The 17,558-nt window shown below is 66.2% G+C and carries 14 protein-coding genes; 7 read left to right on the forward strand and 7 right to left on the reverse strand.

The genetic code is table 11. From position 1 onward, the window contains the following. Nucleotides 1-7 precede the first annotated feature (7 nt). Nucleotides 8-280, forward strand: a complete 273-nt coding sequence (locus tag AWC31_RS34355) for a hypothetical protein (RefSeq protein ID WP_085150064.1) — start codon at nt 8-10, stop codon at nt 278-280. 65 nt (nt 281-345) lie between these two features. Here the strand turns inward: AWC31_RS34355 and AWC31_RS34360 are convergent, their stop codons facing one another. From AWC31_RS34360 to AWC31_RS34375, 4 genes are read right to left on the reverse strand one after another with little or no spacing between them, the layout of a single operon-like run. Continuing rightward, nucleotides 346-1,131 (reverse strand): tyrosine-protein phosphatase, encoded by a 786-nt coding sequence (locus AWC31_RS34360; RefSeq protein ID WP_374214035.1) that lies wholly within the window; start codon nt 1,129-1,131, stop codon nt 346-348. A 23-nt stretch (nt 1,132-1,154) separates the two neighbouring features. Beyond that, nucleotides 1,155-2,381 (reverse strand): acyl-CoA dehydrogenase family protein, encoded by a 1,227-nt coding sequence (locus tag AWC31_RS34365; protein WP_085150068.1) that lies wholly within the window; start codon nt 2,379-2,381, stop codon nt 1,155-1,157. A 32-nt stretch (nt 2,382-2,413) separates the two neighbouring features. Continuing rightward, nucleotides 2,414-3,610: an MFS transporter gene (locus AWC31_RS34370; RefSeq protein ID WP_085150070.1), complete on the reverse strand. Its 1,197-nt coding sequence runs from the start codon at nt 3,608-3,610 to the stop codon at nt 2,414-2,416. A gap of 46 nt (nt 3,611-3,656) precedes the next feature. Beyond that, nucleotides 3,657-4,538, reverse strand: a complete 882-nt coding sequence (locus tag AWC31_RS34375; protein WP_085150072.1) for a LysR family transcriptional regulator — start codon at nt 4,536-4,538, stop codon at nt 3,657-3,659. 121 nt (nt 4,539-4,659) lie between these two features. Here AWC31_RS34375 and AWC31_RS34380 point away from each other — a divergent pair, with 121 nt between their 5' ends. Together AWC31_RS34380 and AWC31_RS34385 are read left to right on the forward strand one after the other, a co-directional pair. Next, nucleotides 4,660-5,298: a response regulator gene (locus AWC31_RS34380; protein ID WP_234817103.1), complete on the forward strand. Its 639-nt coding sequence runs from the start codon at nt 4,660-4,662 to the stop codon at nt 5,296-5,298. Between the two features lies 1 nt (nt 5,299). Further along, a complete protein-coding gene (locus AWC31_RS34385; protein ID WP_085150076.1) occupies nt 5,300-6,460 on the forward strand; it encodes a sensor histidine kinase in 1,161 nt (386 codons plus the stop codon). A 3-nt stretch (nt 6,461-6,463) separates the two neighbouring features. Here AWC31_RS34385 and AWC31_RS34390 read toward each other — a convergent pair whose 3' ends face one another. Then, entirely contained in the window at nt 6,464-8,059 is a 1,596-nt protein-coding gene (locus AWC31_RS34390) for an LCP family protein (RefSeq protein ID WP_085150292.1), read from the reverse strand. A gap of 261 nt (nt 8,060-8,320) precedes the next feature. On the opposite strand from AWC31_RS34390, the gene AWC31_RS34395 reads away from it, so the two are divergent. Continuing rightward, the gene (locus AWC31_RS34395) at nt 8,321-9,337 is read left to right on the forward strand and encodes an aldo/keto reductase (protein WP_085150078.1); all 1,017 of its coding nucleotides are present in this window, start codon (nt 8,321-8,323) and stop codon (nt 9,335-9,337) included. Here the strand turns inward: AWC31_RS34395 and AWC31_RS34400 are convergent, their stop codons facing one another. Both AWC31_RS34400 and AWC31_RS34405 read right to left on the reverse strand, forming a co-directional pair. After that, on the reverse strand, nt 9,338-10,210 hold the full coding sequence (locus AWC31_RS34400; RefSeq protein WP_085150080.1) for a mycofactocin-coupled SDR family oxidoreductase: 873 nt from the start codon (nt 10,208-10,210) through the stop codon (nt 9,338-9,340). A gap of 96 nt (nt 10,211-10,306) precedes the next feature. Next, nucleotides 10,307-12,091 (reverse strand): thiamine pyrophosphate-binding protein, encoded by a 1,785-nt coding sequence (locus AWC31_RS34405; RefSeq protein ID WP_085150082.1) that lies wholly within the window; start codon nt 12,089-12,091, stop codon nt 10,307-10,309. Nucleotides 12,092-12,237: 146 nt separating this feature from the next. Between AWC31_RS34405 and AWC31_RS34410 the strand changes: the two genes are divergently transcribed. The 3 genes from AWC31_RS34410 to AWC31_RS34420 all read left to right on the forward strand — a co-directional run bounded on the left by AWC31_RS34410 (nt 12,238) and on the right by AWC31_RS34420 (nt 17,558). Then, on the forward strand, nt 12,238-13,794 hold the full coding sequence (locus tag AWC31_RS34410) for a PucR family transcriptional regulator (protein ID WP_207626490.1): 1,557 nt from the start codon (nt 12,238-12,240) through the stop codon (nt 13,792-13,794). A gap of 145 nt (nt 13,795-13,939) precedes the next feature. Further along, nucleotides 13,940-15,505 carry an FAD-dependent oxidoreductase gene (locus tag AWC31_RS34415; RefSeq protein WP_085150086.1) on the forward strand — a complete coding sequence of 522 codons (1,566 nt, stop codon included), beginning with the start codon at nt 13,940-13,942 and terminating at the stop codon, nt 15,503-15,505. Nucleotides 15,506-15,545: 40 nt separating this feature from the next. Then, complete coding sequence (locus AWC31_RS34420) at nt 15,546-17,558, forward strand: oxidoreductase (protein ID WP_085150088.1); 2,013 nt, start codon at nt 15,546-15,548, stop codon at nt 17,556-17,558.

Genomic DNA, 17,558 nt, shown 5'->3' on the forward strand with positions numbered 1-17,558 from the left:
GCAACGAATGGCCGAAGACTCACAGAAAGCAACCGGCCACCGCGCAGCGGTGCAGCGGGTGCGTGAGGCCCGGGGCTTCGCCGTGACGCTGCCCGTGGTGGGCAAGGTCAGCGTTCCGCGCCCGGAACAGCTCGCTTACTACGGCGCATTGGGTTTGCTGGCGGCAACGGAGATCATCGAATGGCCCGTCGCGCTGGTGCTCGGGGCCGGGCACCTACTGATGCAGAACGAACACAGCCGCATCGCACAAGAGGTGGGTGAGGCGCTCGAAGATGCGTGATGGCCGGGATCCCCGTTGGCTGGGTCCGGGCGGGCGCAGGGACACCATGCCAACCCGCCGCCCCGTCAGCCGAGCAGCGTCTTACGCAACGCCTCGATCTCGTCGGCAGAGACCCCGGCCGCTTCGACGAACCCCGTGACCGAGCCGTAAGCGTCGTCGAGCTTGCTCCAAGCGGCCGCGAGGTAGTCCTCCCGCACGCCGAGCACTTCGTCGGTCAGCCGGGCTTCGGCGAACGTGACCACCTCGGGCGCATCGTCGGCACGTGCGCGCACCGAATCCATTATGCGGGTGCGCAGTGCGGGGATCGCGTCATTGCTGCGGAGGAAATCGGCGATGACGCGGTCACGATCGATACCGACCGTCGCCAGCACGGTCGCGACCGTGAAGCCCGTGCGGTCCTTGCCCGCAAAGCAGTGCGCGATCACCGGCTTGCCGTCGGCCAGCAGGGTGATGACCTGGCGCACCGCGTTGTGGGCGCCCGGCAGCGTCGGGAACTCCTCGTACACCTCGGTCATGTAGCGCCGAGCCGCCTCGGAGACGTCCTCGTCGCCCGGGGACTCCGACATCACGCGCTGAAAGGTGCTCTCGTGCGGTGCGTCCTGGTTGGAGTCGTCGTCGGGGTGGAACGGCAGCAGGTGGACCGACACACCGTCGGGCACCTGGCCCGGGCCGCGCCGGTTCACCTCCTGATGCGACCGCAGATCGGCGACGTCGGTGATGCCGAGGCGGCGGAACACCGCACGGCCGTCATCGGAGAGCCGGCTGAGTTCACTGGAGCGGTAGAGCACCCCGGGCCGGATCCCGGTCTCGGCTGCGACGTCGCGGAAATTCCACGCGCCGCCCAATTGCACTGAGGCTCCGTTGCTTTCGGTCACTATCCCGTTACCGCCGAAGCAAGAGGCGATTTCTCGCGGCCCAACTCGGCACGTGCGATCGTGCGCATGTGGACCTCGTCGGGCCCGTCGAACAGGCGCATGGCGCGGTGCCAGCTGTAGAGCCGGGCGAGCGGCGTGTCGTCGCTGACGCCTGCCGCGCCGTGCACCTGGATTGCGCGGTCGATGACGTTGCAGGCGATCTGCGGGGCCACCGACTTGATCTGCGATACGAGCACGTGCGCGGCTTTGTTGCCCTCCTGGTCGATGGTCCAGGCGGCCTTCTCGCACAGCAGGCGGGCCTGGTCGATCTCGTTGCGGGACTTGGCAATCGATTCCCGCACCACACCCTGCTCGGCAAGCGGCTTGCCGAACGCGACGCGCTTCTGCACGCGGTCGACCATCAACGCCAGCGCACGCTCGGCCGCACCCAGCGCGCGCATGCAGTGATGGATGCGGCCCGGGCCCAGCCGCGCCTGCGCGATGGCGAATCCGCTGCCCTCCTCGTGCAGCAGGTTCTCGGCGGGAACCCGGACGTTGTCGAACACGATCTCGCAGTGGCCGTGCTGGTCCTGCCAGCCGAACACCGGCAGCGAGCGCTGAATATCCACACCGGGGGTATCCACGGGCACCAGGATCATCGACTGCTGTTGGTGTGAGGCGGCGTCGGGATTGGTGCGGCCCATGACGATCAGGAGCTTGCAACGCGGATCGGCGGCACCGGTGATCCACCACTTGCGGCCGTTGATGACGTAGTCGGCACCGTCGCGCAGCATCGTCGTCTCGATGTTGCGCGCGTCCGAGGACGCGACGGCGGGCTCGGTCATCGCGAAGGCGCTGCGGATCTCACCGGCAAGCAGCGGCTCAAGCCACTGCTTGCGTTGGGCCTCGGTCGCGAACAGGTGCAGCGTCTCCATGTTGCCGGTGTCGGGTGCGGCGCAGTTGAGCACCTCGGGAGCGATCTCCAGGCTCCACCCCGAGATCTCGGCCAGCGGCGAGTACTCCAGGTTGGTCAGACCCGATTCCGATGGCAGGAACAGGTTCCACAGCCCCAGCTCGCGGGCTTTGGCCTTGAGCTCCTCGACGATCGGGGGGACCGTGTGGTCCTTGGGGCCTTTCTCCTCGCGATAGGCGTGGTAGGACGCCTCGGCCGGGAACACGTGTTCGGTCATGAAGTCGGTGAGCCGCTTGTGGTAATCAGCCGCTTTGGCCGACATCGCGAAGTCCATGCCCGTCACGATATGACACGCGTCAAAGGGGGTCAGCGCCGCAGGGTGAGCGCCAATATCCCGGCCAGCGCGGCCAGACCCATCACGGTGCCTGCGACCGCGGGCCAGCCCGCGGCATCGAACGCGAGGCCGCCGAACCAGCCCACGGCACTGGAGCCGCCGTAATAGAAGAGGTTGTACAGCGATGACGCCTGGGCCTTGCTGTTGCCGGCCGCCACGCCGACCCAACCAGAGGCGATCGCGTGGGCGCCGAAGAAACCGGCGGTCGCGACCACGAGTCCCACCAGCACGGCGACGATGTTGTTGCTCAGCGTGATCGCGACACCGGCGATCATCGTGACGATCGAGGCCACCATGACGGTCCGGCGCCCGAACCGGGTGGCCTCCGCGCCGGCCCGCGCGGACGCCCAGGTGCCGGCCAGATAGGCCAGGAACACCAGGCTCACCACGGTCTGTGGGAGGTGGAACGGCGCCGCCATGAGCCGGAAACCGAGGAAGTTGTAGATCGCGACAAAGCCGCCCATCAGCAGGAAAGCCTGACTGAACAGCACCAGTTGGCGGGGCGAGCGCAGGTTGACCAGCAATCGTCTGCCGAGGTCGCGTTGGTTGCGCGTCGGGGTGAAGCCCTGTGCCGGCGGCGCGAGTTTGACGAACGCCAGCGCGGCCAGCCCGCACAGCACCGCCACGATCAGGACGCCGACGCGCCAGCCGGCGTATTCCGCCACGGGTCCGGTGACGAGCCGGCCCGCCAAACCGCCGATCGTCGTGCCTGCGACGTAGGTTCCCGCGGCGCGGGCGGCATGCCCGGCGTTGATCTCCTCGGTGAGGTAGGCGACCGCGACCGCCGGGACCCCGGCGAGCACGAGGCCCTCGAGGAAGCGGCCGCACAACAGCAGCTGGTAGCTCGGCGAGAACGGCACGAGAAGCCCGAGAACCGTTGCCGCCGCGACGGATATCGTCATCACCTGCACGCGCCCAATGCGGTCGGCAAGTGCGGCCCACGGGATGACGCCGACGGCGAGACCGATGGTCGCCGTCGATACGGCCAGGGCGGTGTCGGCGGCTCCGGTGCCGAGGTCCCGGGCGATCAGCGGCAGCACGGCCTGCGGCGAATACAGCTGGGCGAACGTCGCGACTCCGGCGCAGAACAGGGCGGCGAGCAGGCGCCGGTAGTCGCTGGAGCCGCGCGGATGCCCTTGCCAGACAACAGTGGTCGGTGGGGCAGTCACTGAAACGAGGCTAGGCAGTGCCTGTCAATGTGTCCAATGCATTGAGTTACTCAACATCATGCGTAGTGCGTATGACAAAGTCCGCGAACCGCTCGGCCGCAGGCGGCAGTGACCGGTCGGCAGACCAGGCCAGGCCGAGTTGACGTTTGGCCGAGGCCTGGGAAAGCGGCAGGTAGACGGCCCCGGGCTCGGCCCGCTCGGGGCGGGGCACCGGCACGACGGCCACCCCGAAGCCCGCTGCGACGAGACCCTCCATGGTGGGGATCTCCATGGCTTCGAACACCACGTCGGGGTCGATATCGGCCTCGGCACACAGTTCGTCGGTGAGCTGGCGAAGCCCGAAGCCGGGTGCCAGCGCGACGAACGGTTCGTTGCCGGCATCGGCCAGCTTGACGCGGGTCCGCGACGCCAGGCGATGGCCGCGCGGTACCGCGAGGCACAGTCGTTCCATGTACAGGCCGCGCCAGCGATAACCCTCGGGGCGCGGTGAGGTGATCGCCAGATCGGCCTGGCCGCCGGCCAGTCGCTCGACGATCTCGTGCGCGGCACCCTGAACCAGTCCGAACTGCACCCGTGGCGCCTCCGCACGGAACCTTCGCAGCAGATCCGGGACGAACCAACTGGCTTGCGAATGAAGGAACGCCAACCGCACGGTGCCGCTGTCCGGGTCGCGTAATGCTGCGATCCGCTTAGTGGCCGAACGCATTTCGGCGATCGAACGCCGGGCATGCTCGAGCAGGATCTCGCCATATCCGTTGAGCCGCAGCCGCCGGTTCACCCGGTCGAACAGCGGGACGCCCACCTGCTCCTCGATACGTGCCAGCGCCCGCGACAAGGTCGGCTGGCTGATGCCGAGTTCGGTCGCGGCGTCGGTGACGTGCTCGGTTTCGGCGAGAACGACGAACCAGCTCAGCTCGTCTGTGTGCATGGTGGTGACTTTCCCTGCCGGGCAGGCACAAACTTGCCCTTTCGCTCGGCGTGTCGAGGGAGTTTGTGACAGCTCACCAATCGGGGAAACCCATACGCATTGCTGTGCGATGCTGTGCCGCATGGCCGAGAAGGTGCGGGTCGTGGTGGGCGACGACCACCCGATGTTCCGTGAGGGCGTGGTCCGCGCCCTGGCCTCGAGCGGCGAGATCGAGGTGGTGGCCGAGGCCGACAACGGCGCCGACGCACTGGAACTCATCAAGACTCATCGGCCGCAGGTGGCTCTGCTGGACTACCGGATGCCGCAGCTGGACGGTGCGCAGGTTGCGGCTGCCGTGACGCGTGACGAGCTGCCCACCCGGGTTCTGCTGGTGTCGGCGCACGACGAGTCGGCGATCGTCTACACCGCACTGCAGCAGGGGGCGGCCGGGTTCCTGTCGAAGGAGTCCACGCGCAGTGAGCTCGTCAACGCGGTGCTGTCGTGCGCGAAGGGCCGTGACGTCATCGACCCCAACCTGGCCGCCGGGTTGGCCGGTGAGATCCGTCGCCGCAACGAACCCGACGCTCCTGCGCTCAGCCCGCGGGAACGTGAGGTACTCGATCTGATCGCCAAAGGCCGCAGCATCCCGGCGATGGCCAAGGAGCTGTACCTGGCACCGTCGACGGTGAAAACCCACGTGCAGCGGCTGTACGAGAAACTGGGCGTCAGCGATCGCGGCGCGGCGGTCGCCGAGGCCATGCGCCGCCGGCTCCTGGACTGACATGGCGTCCGGCGTCGAATTCTTTGCCGCGCAACCAGTCCGGGTCTCTGCGGTACTGCGGTTGCCGCTGATCGGCTTGATCATGGTGCTGGTCTCGGTGTGGGAGGTCGACCACTGGCTGCCGGTCCTCTACGCGGTCATCTTGGGTCTCTATGCGGCCGCCGCGGTGCTGTGGTTGGTGGTGGTGTTGCGCGGGCCGATGCCGCCATGGGCCGAGTGGGCGTCCACCGGGGTCGACGTCCTGGTTCTGGTGGCACTGTGCGCGGTGTCCGGGGGCGCGACGGCCGCACTGCTGCCGGTGTTCTTCCTGCTGCCGATCTCGGTTGCGTTCCAGGATCGCCCGGTCTTGACCGCGATTCTGGGAACCACCACCGCGGCGGCATATCTGGCGGTGTGGATCTTCTATTCGAAACGCGACGACAACGTCGGCCTGCCGAACGTCGTGTACATGCAGGTCGGTTTCCTGGTGTGGCTCGCGGTGGCCACCACCGCGTTGTCGCTTGTGCTGGCCCGCCGTTCGGCACGGGTGCGCGCACTGCTCGACGTGCGTCGCCGGCTGGTGTCGGAGTCGACGCGAGCCGACGATCTCCGCAACGCCGAACTCGCCGAGCACCTGCATGACGGGCCGCTGCAGACCCTGCTCGCAGCGCGGCTCGAACTCGACGAGATACGCGAACGCAACCCCGATCCGGCGCTGGACATGGTGCACGCGGCACTGCAGGAGACGGCGAGCGGGCTCCGGTCCACCGTGACCGCACTGCACCCCCAGGTGCTCGCGCAACTCGGTCTCACGGCTGCGGTGCGGGAGTTGTTGCGGCAGTACGAGAACCGCGGCGATCTCACCGTGCGTGCCGACCTCGGCGAAGTCGGGCATCCGGACGGCCAGGCGCTGCTCTACCGCGCGGCGCGCGAACTGCTGGCCAACGTGAACAAGCACGCTCGCGCGAGCACGGTTTCGGTCGGCCTGCGCCGGACCGGCGACCGAACGGTGTTGACCGTGACCGATGACGGTGCCGGATTCGATCCGAACACGGTGGCCCAGGCGGTCGCGGACGGGCACATCGGCCTGGCCTCGCTGCAGGTCCGCGTCGAGGCGATGGGCGGGGCCATGACCATCAGCTCAGAGACCGGATATGGGACGCAGGTGACGGTGACGCTGTAGTCGTCACTTGACGCACGGCACCCCGGATACGGTCATCTGACTGAGGTCGGTGGGTGCGGGGGTGTATGTGCCGCTGGCCGTGGCGGCGACAGTGGTGACCGGTGTGCTGGGAGTCGTGCTGGATTCGGTTGTGCTCGTGGAATCGGCGGTCTCGTCGGCAAGGCTCATGTTGAGATAGTCGTCGCCGGGAAAATCGGTGCCGATCGTCAGCTGCACCGTATCGGCGAGTATCTGTTGCGACGGCATGGCCGTCACGTCGAGTTCGGTGGCCAGCGCTTGGGCCGCGGCCTCGGCGCCCGGTCCGTAGGCGATCGTGGTGGTGGCGGCCAGCGCCTCGGCGTCTCCGATCTGGCCTTGCGTGAAACCGCTTGCGCCGAAGATTGTTTCGAGTTTCGCGGCCAACCCGATATAGGTGGAGGCGTTGACGACGTCGAGGATCGCGCCTTGGCCGTCGAGGGCCGGAGTGGTCGGGATGGACGACGCGGATGACGCGGCGGGGTCCGTCTCGGACACCAGGTCGTGCACGATCTTGCGCACGGTCGGGACGTCGATGATGTTGATGTCCTCGCCATACTCGTTCTGGGTGAACTCCACGATCGGCAGGGTGTAGAGCGTAGGCGGCTCCTCGGTCAGGTCCGAGGCCCGCTTGGCGAAGCTCGCCAGGTCGAAGTCGGCGTCCAGCGCCACGTTCTGCTTGGTGACGTCCAAGAGGTCACGCAGCGTCGTCGGGCTGCTCAGCGCGCCGTTCTTGCTGAGCGCCGATACCAGTGCGGCGATGAAGGCCTGCTGTCGGCGGGTGCGGTCCAGGTCGGTGAAGCTCGCGTCGTTCACATCGCGGCGCTGCCGCACGAACGCCATGGCCTGTGCGGCGTCGATCTGCTGCTCGCCTTTGTGAAAGTTCGCTCCGGAGTAGGGATCTGACGTCTCCTCGTTGAGACACACCGTGATCGGCGCGACCGCCTTGGCGATCTCGAAGAATGCGCCGAGGGTGATCTCGACGAAGTGGTCGATCGGAATCTCGAGAAGATTTCGCACCGTGGCGATCTGGGCCTTCCGCCCGGCCTCTCGGGCTTCCTGCTCGGTCGGTTGAGGTGCGTCTTCCGAGGAATCCGACGAATTCATCGCGGCGTCGTACGCATAGCCGTAGGCCTGCTTGACCTTGCCCTCACAGATGTCGTTCGGACAGCCGGCCAGGTCGACGTAGTCGTCGCGCGGAATGGAGAACGCGGTCGCGGGGCTGCCATCACCGGGTAGGTGAACCACGATCAGCACGTCGGCCGTGTAGTCACCCGCTGACTCGTCGCCGGCATGCATCGCGTCGTAGATGTCCTGCGGCAGCGGGTTGCCGTACTGATCGAGCCTGCTGTCGATCCCCATGATCAGGATGTTCTCGGTGTCCCCGGTCGAGCCGGGGTCACCGTCGAGGGCGTTGGAGGTTGTGATGCCGTCCAGCGCGCCGCGGTAGGTCATCCAGCCGGTTCCGGTGACGACCAGCGCAACGACCGCGGCCAGGCCGGCCGCGGCTCGCGATGCGGTTCGCACGCGCGGGCGCCGCCCTCGGCGCCCGCGGTGTTTCCGCGCATGGGCTGGTGAATTCATGTCACCTGCCATTATGGGGTCGATCGCGCGAAATTGACCGGTCAGGAAATTGCGGCCCTTGCGGTGCTGGTCAGGGCGTCGGTGGCGCCCCGGGGAGCGCTACACCCGGCCGTTGGTCGCGAAGTAATTGCTCAGAACGTGCAGCGCGAGCACGCGATACTGCCCGAACTGTGTCACTTCAGGGAGCCGTACTGGCACTAACGTCGTCAAAAAACGTGCAGGAGAACGTTTTTCGATGATCAGAAGGGCGATGCGCAGATTATGAAGGTGTCTGATGTCAGACTGCACGAGCGGACCGGGCTGGTGTTCACCGCCATGGGGTACGGCGGCGCCCCGATTGGGAACTTCAACGGCCGTTTTACCGACGAAGCCGCTTACGACATGGTGTCTCAGGCTTGGCAGCAGGGCGTCCGCCACTTCGACACGGCTCCGGGGTACGGCAACGGCCTCAGCGAATACCGGCTCGGCCATGCGTTGCGGAAATATGACCGCACCGAGATGGTGTTGTCGACCAAAGTCGGCCGGGTGTTGACTCCGACGATGGGAGCACCCGCCGACAACGGTCAGTATCAGGGCATCCCACCGTTCGTCGCAGACTTCGACTACAGCTACGACGGTGTTATGCGGGCGGTCGAGCAGAGCATGCAGCGCATGCTGACCGACCGGTTCGACGTTCTGTTCATCCACGACTGTGACCGCTACACCCACGGCGCGGCGCAACCCGACCATTTCCGCCAGGCGATCGTCAGCGCGTTCCCGGGCCTGGAGTCGTTGCGCGATCAGGGGGTGGTGAAGGCGATCGGGTTCGGCGTGAATGAAACGGACGTCATGACGGAGGCCGTCAAAGCGACTGATTCCGATCTGTGCCTGCTTGCGGGCCGATACACGCTGCTCGAACAGGACCCGCTCGACGCGCTGTTGCCCATCTGCGAGGAGCGCGGCATCGGGTTGGTACTCGGCGGCGTGTACAACAGTGGCGTACTGGCGACCGGCCCGATCGACGGCGCCCGCTTCAACTACGGTCCCGCACCGCGGGACGTTGTGGAGAAGGTGGCGCGGATCGACGAGATCTGCCGTCGCCACGATGTCTCGTTGCCCGCGGCGGCACTGCAGTTCGCAGCCGCGCATCCGGTTGTGGCGAGTATCTGCATCGGCGCCCGCAACGCAGATCAGCAGCAACGTAATGTGGAACTGTTCGAATCCGATGTCCCGCAGGCATTCTGGGAAGATCTGCGGTCGGCGCAGCTCATCCGCGAAGACGCGCCGACCCCGGCCTGATCACCGGACCGCGGTGTCCATGAGCAGATGCGGTGCCTTGAACGGGTTCAAGGCACCGGCATCGATCGTGTGGGCCGTACCGGTGATGTAACGGCCGTCCTCGCCGGCCAGGTACACGACTGCATTGCTCACGTCGATCGGGTCCAGGAACGGTACCGGGAGCGCATGCATGGCGGTCAATGCGGGCAGCGCATCCTCCTGCGTGGCACCGTCTTTGCCGCCGGCGAACAGCCGGTTATAGCGCGGGTTGTTGATCATCGAGGTGTTCACGTTGGTCGGGTTGATCGAGTTCACCCGGATGCCGTAGGGCGCCAGTTCGCCTGAGAGCGTGCGCATCAGGCCATTGACACCGTGTTTGGAGGCCGCGTAGTGACCGACATTGAGCTCGACGGTCAGCCCGGAGATGGAGCTGATCAGGATCACGGCGCCACCCTCGTTCTGACGCAGCAGCGTGGGCACGGTGGCCTTGATGGTCTTCCACACCCCGGTCAGATTGACGTCGAGCTGATCCTGGAACTGCTGTTCGGAGAGTTCCCACAGCGGTGCGGTGTCGTTGAGGGTGCCGGCGTTCGCGACGACGATGTCGAGGCGTCCCAGCTCGGACACTCCATGATCGACCGCGGCTTCCAGGGCGGACAGATCGCGGACGTCGGCCTCTGCGGCGAAGATTCTCCTGCCCCGGCTCCTGACCAGGTCGACGGTGGTCACCAGGTCGTCGGAGTCGGCCATCGGATAGGGCACGGTGTCGATCTGTCGGCAGATGTCGAGCGCGATGATGTCGGCGCCCTCCTCGGCCAGGCGTAGTGCGTGTGAGCGGCCCTGTCCGCGCGCGGCGCCGGTGATCAGGGCGACCTTCCCGTCCAACCTGGGCATGTGTACTCCTCGGTGATATGACAAGGTCCGTCACTGCCGACTGCACGGAGCAGTGGCAGTGACGGACCGATGAGTGAATGGTGTTGTGGGGAACTGCTATTGGTGCTGTTCGCGGGCGCGCAGCTCGCGGTATTCGTCGGCTCGCTCACCGGTGATGTGCGGCAGCGGCGGGAAGTCGAGCCAACCGGGGACGAACGGGCTGGCCAGGTCACGGTCGGTCGGGATTTCCACCAGCACCGGGGCCTTTGCGTCGAACGCGCGCTTGAACGTCGGCTCCAGATCGGTGGCGGAGTCCACCCGGAACGATTCCAGTCCGAACGACTCGCCGAGGGCCTTGAAGCTCGGGCTGTACGGCGTGCCGTCAGGCCGGTTGAACTCGGTGCCGATGATGCGGTCGGTGGCGTTGCGTTGGCCGCCGCGGATCGAAATGTAACCCGAGTTGTCCTGCACGATGAACACCACCGGGATGTCATGTTGGATCGCGACCCCGATCTCCTGTGCCGTCATCAGGAAATCGCCGTCACCGGTTATGGTCGCGACCTGACGCTCCGGTGCGGCCAGCTTCGCGCCCAGCGCGGCGGGCACCGGCCACCCCATCGAGGAGAAGCCGCCGGTGGTCAGGTGAGTGCGTGGTTCATAGACCGGGAAGGTTTGCTTGACCGCCCCCTGGGTGTTACCCGAGCCCACCAGCACGATGCCGCTGCGGTCCATCACATTTCGAAGGGCTGCCAGCGGCCGCTGCAACGTGAACGGGAACCGGTCGGTGTCGCGACGGGTGGCGAGTTCGTTCTCCCACTGGGCTTTTCGCTCGGCAACCTCGGCGAGGTACTCGTTGCGATCCGGCTTCGCGGGCAGTGAGTCGACGATGGCCGCCACCGCGGGCTTGGCGTCGGCGAGGATCCCGACCTCGGCCGGATAGATCTTGCCGATCTCGTGCGGGTCGATGTCGATGTGGATCAATTTGGCGGGCGGGAACGAGAATGACTTGCCCTGCGCGTAGCTCGACGCCGACCAGTCGGTGAACCGGCATCCGATCGAGACGACAACGTCGGCATTGGCGGCGAGGTAGTTTCCGTGGATCGTGCCGGTCTGCCCGACACTTCCGACGAACAGCTCGTGATCTTCGGGGAACGCGCTCTTGCCGTTCCATGTCGTGACAACGGGGATGTCGAATCCCTCTGCGAGCGCCCGCACTTCGTCGGTCGCGTAGGCACTGATCGCGCCGCCGCCGACGACGATCATCGGCCTTTTCGCGGTGGCGAGCAGGTCGACCGCACGCTGGATTGCTTCCGGATCGGGGTATTGCAGGCCGACCGGAAGCCGCCGCGCGAGGTCGTGGAAGTTCACCTCCGCGGTCTCGGCATGCAGGTCCCACGGCACCTCGATGTGCGCGGGGCCGCGGCGGCCGGTCAGCATCGTCGAGAACGCCCGATGCATGATGAACGGCAGATCCTCGATGCTGTTGGCCACCCAGCTGCGCTTGGACACCGCCTCGGCCACCTGCGGAAAGCCGTTGTCCTTCTGGCGTTCCAGCTCCTGCAGCACGCCGCGGCCCCGCATGTGGCGTGGTGGGCCGCCGGTGATCACCAGCACGCTGGTCGAATCACTGTAGGCGGTCGCCAGGCCGAGGACGGTGTTGGAGGCGCCCGCGCCGATCGATGTCACCGCGCACATCGGCTTGCCCGATACGCGGTAGTAGCCGTCGGCCAGATGCACCGCACTCTGCTCGTGATAGGTCTGGATGAACGGAATCTTGGATTCGTCCTCGTTGAAGGCGTCCATCAGGCCCCAGATACCGTGGCCCGGAATGCCTGCCACGTAAGGGACTCCGTACTCCTTGAGGATGCGGGCGATGACTTGCCCGCCGTTGAGCCTGGGCATTTACTGTCCTTTCGGTCATATGCGAGAGCTGCGAACTTGCCGATCAGTCTGCCCAGCGTGACGCAGATCTCGTAGACTCAAACTGAGCAGCAGATAAGAAGATTGCTGCACAAACTGTCCACCAGGGAGTGGTGACGATTATGGCGATGACGGTACGTACCGCGTTGGATCTCGAAGTCTTCACCCGCGTCCCCATGAAAATCTATGCCGGTGCCGACAACCTGGGCCGCACCATCCGATGGGTCCATCCAACCGAAATCCCGGACATCGCAAAGTTTCTCAGCGGCGGGGAAATGTTGCTCACCGCCGGACTGGGCATCGGCGACAGCCCGCAGGGCCAACGTGACTACATCAGGCAGGTTGCCGATGCTCAAGCGGCGGTACTCATCATCGAGCTGAGCGGGCGGGCGTTCGACGCCATGCCGCAACCGTTGATCGAGGCCGCAGAAGAACGGGGCTTCCCCTTGGTCGGGCTCGACGGTGAGCTGCCGTTCGTCGAGGTGTCAGCCCAGGTCCATGAGTCGATCATCGACCAACGAGTGCTCGACCTGAGCGCCTACGAGCGCCTCAATGCGAGCTTCATGCAGCTTCTGCTCGCCGGCGGTGACCCTGGCGCGTTCACCGATGCGCTGAGTGCCGAGGTCGGCCATCCGGCGGTTCTCGAGGACGCGACCCGCCAGATCGTCGCCTACTCGGGCGGAACTTCATCTGGCGATGAGGTCCTCACCGAGTGGGAACACCACTCCCGCATCGACCACGACTCGCTGACCACCGATGGCAACGTCAACGAGGCACACAACTGCACGCGCCGCGCGGTGGTGCTGCGCGGGGAACGGTGGGGCTGGCTGCACGTACTGCACGGGGGCACGTCGGTCACCGGGACCGCCGCCTACGCCGTCGATCGCGCCACCGATGCGATCGCAATCGCACTCCTGGGTGCGCGCGAGAGCGGCGCTCGCTCGGCTCAACGGCAGAACGCATTGGTCAGCCGGCTGCTGTTGGGCGATATCTCCGGAGACGCCTTCGTGAGCCGAGCCTTGCGCATCGGTCGGGACCTGCGTGAGCGCGCCTTGCTCGCGGTCTTCGTATGCCGTGAGACCCCGACGGGCAACTCCGGCGACGAGGCCATCGAGGAACTGTGCCGCGCACTGCATGTGCCCGCGGTGGTCGCCGACCTCGGCGAGCACACCCTCGCGATCATGGGCCTGTCGCGAACGAGTTCGGAGAAGCAGGTGGTGCAGCGATTGACCGGCTTGAACGTGCGGGCCGGGATCAGCAGGCCGGTCAGCGCCAGTCAGCTGCCCACCGCGGTCGAACAGGCACGCAGTGCGGCATCGGTGGCGGCTGCGCGACCAGACAAGGCGGTGCATCGGTTCGATGACCTCGGGGTCCTGCGCCTGTTGGCCTCGCTGGCCGGCGGCCCCGAACTCGCGCGCTACATCGAAGACGAGCTCGGCCCGATACTGAAACATGACGCCAAGGCCACGAATCCGCTGCTGCCGACGCTACGGACCTACTTGTCGTGTGACGGCAACAAATCCCAAGCCGCCCAAGCCTTGTTCGTGCAGCGCCGCACGCTGTACTACCGGCTGGAACGCATCACAAGCCTGCTCGGCCGCTCACTCGACGACCCCGATACCCGGCAAGCCCTGATCTTCGCCGTCCGCGGGCACGACCTCCTGCAACGGCAGAACCAACCGTGAGCCGTTTGCCTTCACATCCTGTGCATCGACGCGGCATAGCTCTTCGCATTGTGGGGCTCGCGGACGCTGACGTGCGTCTCTAGCGTTGGTTGAGTCGCCAGGCGACGCTCACCCACGTCCTCTCAGCCCAGAGGAGCTTTTCCACATGGCCATTCCCACGGCAGCTGTGCGATCACAGGTCGTCGTCGACCCTCCCGACATCCTCGAGACCGACATCGCGATCATCGGATCCGGTATGGGTGGCGGCACGCTCGCCTACGCCCTGCGCGATTCCGGCGCCCGGGTGCTCATCATCGAACAGGGCGACTTCTTGCCGGTCGAACGCGAGAACTGGTCGTTCGACGCGGTCCACACCCGGGGTCGCTACAAGAACTCCGCGGCTTGGCACGACGCTACGACGGGCAACGACTTCGTCCCCGGCAACTACCACTACGTCGGAGGCAGCACCAAACTATACGGGGCCACCCTGCCCAGGTTCCGGGAGTGCGATTTCGGCGCGATCGAACACGTCGACGGCGTTTCTCCGGCGTGGCCCATCGAGTACGCGGACCTCGAGCCGTTCTACGGCGAGGCCGAGCACATGTTCTGGGTCCACAGCAACAAGGGCGAGGACCCGACCGACCCCTGGCGCTCGACGGACTACCCCTTTCCCGGAGTGCCACATGAAGGGGCGATGGCCCGGCTGGTCGAGAGCGCGAGAAAGCAAGGACTGCATCCTTTCTCGGCTCCGCAAGCACTCGACCGGCACCCCGGTGGGGCGTGCGTGCTGTGCTACACGTGCGACTCATTCGCATGCATGGTCGACGCCAAGGGTGACGCCGACATCGCCGCGGTGCGGCCCGCGCTCCATGCCGCGTCGAAGAACGTGCGCCTGCTGACCAACTCCGAGGTGACGCGGCTGGACACCGACGCCACCGGCCGTCAGGTGACCGCCGCCCGAATCATGCACCGCGGCCGGCCTATTCAAGTGCGCGCCGACCGGTTCGTGGTCGCGTGCGGTGCGATCAACACCGCGGCTCTGTTGTTGCGGTCCGCATCCGGGCAGCACCCGCGTGGTCTCGCCAACTCGTCGGATCAGGTGGGCCGCAACTACATGGCGCACGTCACCACGTTCTTCCTCGCGATCGACCCGCGGCGCAAGAATGACGCCGTGTATCAGAAGACCATCGGGATCAACGACTGGTACACGGCAGGCCCGACGAACAAGTACCCACTCGGAAACGTCCAAGGTCTCGGTAAACTGCGTGGCCCCCAGGCGAAGATGGGCCAACCACGCGTGCCCATGCCGATCCTCGACGAGGTCACGAAGTACACCCTCGACCTGTTCATCCAGACCGAGGACCTGCCGCTGCCGGAGAACCGTGTCACGCTCAACGCCAAGGGGCAGATCACCCTGTCGCGGCGCGAAACCAACGTGGCCGCCCACCGTGAACTGATCTCGAACATGAAGAAGGTGGTTCGCAAGGCCGGCTTCCCCGTCGTGCTCACCCGCAGCCTGGGTGTCGAGGCGACGTCGCACCAGTGCGGCACCGCGGTCATGGGCGATGATCCGGCGACGAGCGTCGTCGCCGCCGATCTTCGCGCGCACGACGTCGACAATCTCTGGATCGCCGACACCTCGACGTTCCCGTCGTCGGCCGCGGTCAACCCCGCGATCACCGCCGCCGCGCTGTCGCTGCGGCTCGGACACTCCGGCTCGCTCACCGCGTAATCGCCTGCGTTACTTCACATTCAGCTAAGGACTTCAAGCGATGACCGCTACCGTCGGCACCGACCCGGTGCTCGCGCCCCTGTTCGAACCGATCACCCTCGGCAACGTCGAGATCCGCAACCGCGTGGTGATGACCGGGCACGGCACCGGCATGGCCAAGGATTACCTGCCCACCGACCAACACGTCGCCTACTACCGCGAGCGCGCGATCGGCGGCGCGGGGCTCATCGGCATGGCATTTCCCCAGATCCACCCGACATCACAGGACGTCCCCGGCGAGCCTCGGGCCTGGCTGCCCGAGATCGTGCCTGGCCTGCGTGAGATCGCCGACGCGGTCCACGAACACGGCGCCCGAATCGTCATGCAGCTCGGACACGGTGGCCGCCAAGGTCATTCGACTTTCACCGAACGTGCTCTGTGGGGTCCGTCGAACACACCATGCCCGTTCAACCTGGAAATGCCGAAGGCCATGGAGATCGAGGACATCGACGAGATCGTCGCGGCCCACGCGATCGGTGCCCGTCACGCCAAGCAGGGCGGTATGGACGGTGTCGAAATCCACTCGGGCTACGGCGGCTATCTCCTCGCATCGTTCCTGTCCCCGTTCTCCAATCACCGCGACGATGCTTATGGCGGCTCGCTGGAGAACCGGCTACGTATCGTCATGCGCGTCATCGACGCGGTCCGCGACGAGGTCGGGCCCGACTTCCTGGTCGGGATCAACTTGCAGGGCGACGACTTCAGCCCCGGCGGCCTCGAGGTCGGCGACGCGCAGCAGATCGCCAAGGCGATCGCGGAGACCGGCAAGATCGACTACATCTGTGTCAAAGCCGCGACGTACAACGAGGCCCATCAGAACGTTCCCGACATGCAACATCCCAAACGGATCTGGGAAAACCTTGCCGCAGCGGTCAAATCGGTCGTCGACATCCCGGTCATCGCGGTCGGGCGCATCAACGACCCGATGGACGCCGCCGACATCCTGCACCTCGGACACGCCGACATGGTCGCGATGACGCGTCAGCAGATCGCCGACCCGGAGACCGTCAACAAGATGCGGGACGGACGGCTCGACGAGATCCGCCGGTGCATCGGCTGCAACCAGGGCTGTATCGACCGGCTGTTCGCGGTCACCCACTCGTCGTGCGTTCACAACCCCGCCGCCGGCTACGAGCGTGAGCTCGGCATCGGCACGCTGATCCCGGTCACGACCCGCCGTCGCGTCGTCGTGATCGGCGCAGGGCCCGCCGGCATGAAGGCGTCCGAGACGGCTGCCCGCCAGGGCCACGAGGTGATCCTCATCGAGCGGCGCCACCGCACCGGGGGACAGCTGCGCATCGCGGCAAAGATCAAGGGGCGTGCCGAAATCGGCGGGGTCATCGACCATCTCGACGTGATGACCCGCAAGTACGGAGTCGACCTTCGGCTCGGATGGTCGCCCACCGCCGACGAGGTGATGGCGCTGCAACCCGACCACATCATCGTCGCCACCGGGTCGGCGCCGGGCGACGACATCGTCGGCAACCTCGCGCAGGGCATCACCTTCACACCCGGTCTCGATCAAGAGCACGTCCTGTCGGTGTGGGATGTGCTCGACGAGGACAAGCCCGTCGGCCATCACGTAGTGATTGTCGACGACGGCGAGGGCGGCTGGAAAGGTATCGGCCTTGCGCTGCAACTGACCGAGACCGGCCATCATGTCGAGTTCGTCACGCCACTGCCGTATGTCGGCGCCAAGCTCGGCCCGTTCAGCGCCAACCTCGCAGTGCCGCGAATTCACAAGTCCGGCATGACTACTCGACCGTTCACGACGGTGACCGCGATCGACGGCCCAACCGTGCATATTGTCGAGAAGGGAGTACCCGCCATGGTCACGGGCGCCGACACTGTGATTCTGGCCGGCTGGCACCGTCCGGTCACGGAGCTCTATTTCGCACTGAAGAATCGCGGGGTGGCGGTCGAGCGGATCGGTGACGCTGTCGCCAGCCGCACCATGATGGAGGCGGTACACGAAGGGGAACGTGCGGCGCGCCGAATTGCCGTCACCGTTTGA

Source organism: Mycolicibacterium wolinskyi (assembly GCF_002101965.1).
GTDB lineage: Bacteria > Actinomycetota > Actinomycetes > Mycobacteriales > Mycobacteriaceae > Mycobacterium > Mycobacterium wolinskyi.

Excerpts from the sequence above, each read along its gene's own strand:
- AWC31_RS34365 (WP_085150068.1), bottom strand. The coding sequence starts at position 2,381 with ATGGACTTCGCGATGTCGGCCAAAGCGGCTGATTACCACAAGCGGCTC.
- AWC31_RS34375 (WP_085150072.1), bottom strand. The coding sequence starts at position 4,538 with ATGCACACAGACGAGCTGAGCTGGTTCGTCGTTCTCGCCGAAACCGAG.
- AWC31_RS34385 (WP_085150076.1), top strand. The coding sequence starts at position 5,300 with ATGGCGTCCGGCGTCGAATTCTTTGCCGCGCAACCAGTCCGGGTCTCT.
- AWC31_RS34355 (WP_085150064.1), top strand. The coding sequence starts at position 8 with ATGGCCGAAGACTCACAGAAAGCAACCGGCCACCGCGCAGCGGTGCAG.
- AWC31_RS34380 (WP_234817103.1), top strand. The coding sequence starts at position 4,660 with ATGGCCGAGAAGGTGCGGGTCGTGGTGGGCGACGACCACCCGATGTTC.
- AWC31_RS34390 (WP_085150292.1), bottom strand. The coding sequence starts at position 8,059 with ATGAATTCACCAGCCCATGCGCGGAAACACCGCGGGCGCCGAGGGCGG.
- AWC31_RS34415 (WP_085150086.1), top strand. The coding sequence starts at position 13,940 with ATGGCCATTCCCACGGCAGCTGTGCGATCACAGGTCGTCGTCGACCCT.
- AWC31_RS34400 (WP_085150080.1), bottom strand. The coding sequence starts at position 10,210 with ATGCCCAGGTTGGACGGGAAGGTCGCCCTGATCACCGGCGCCGCGCGC.
- AWC31_RS34405 (WP_085150082.1), bottom strand. The coding sequence starts at position 12,091 with ATGCCCAGGCTCAACGGCGGGCAAGTCATCGCCCGCATCCTCAAGGAG.
- AWC31_RS34410 (WP_207626490.1), top strand. The coding sequence starts at position 12,238 with ATGACGGTACGTACCGCGTTGGATCTCGAAGTCTTCACCCGCGTCCCC.
- AWC31_RS34395 (WP_085150078.1), top strand. The coding sequence starts at position 8,321 with ATGAAGGTGTCTGATGTCAGACTGCACGAGCGGACCGGGCTGGTGTTC.
- AWC31_RS34420 (WP_085150088.1), top strand. The coding sequence starts at position 15,546 with ATGACCGCTACCGTCGGCACCGACCCGGTGCTCGCGCCCCTGTTCGAA.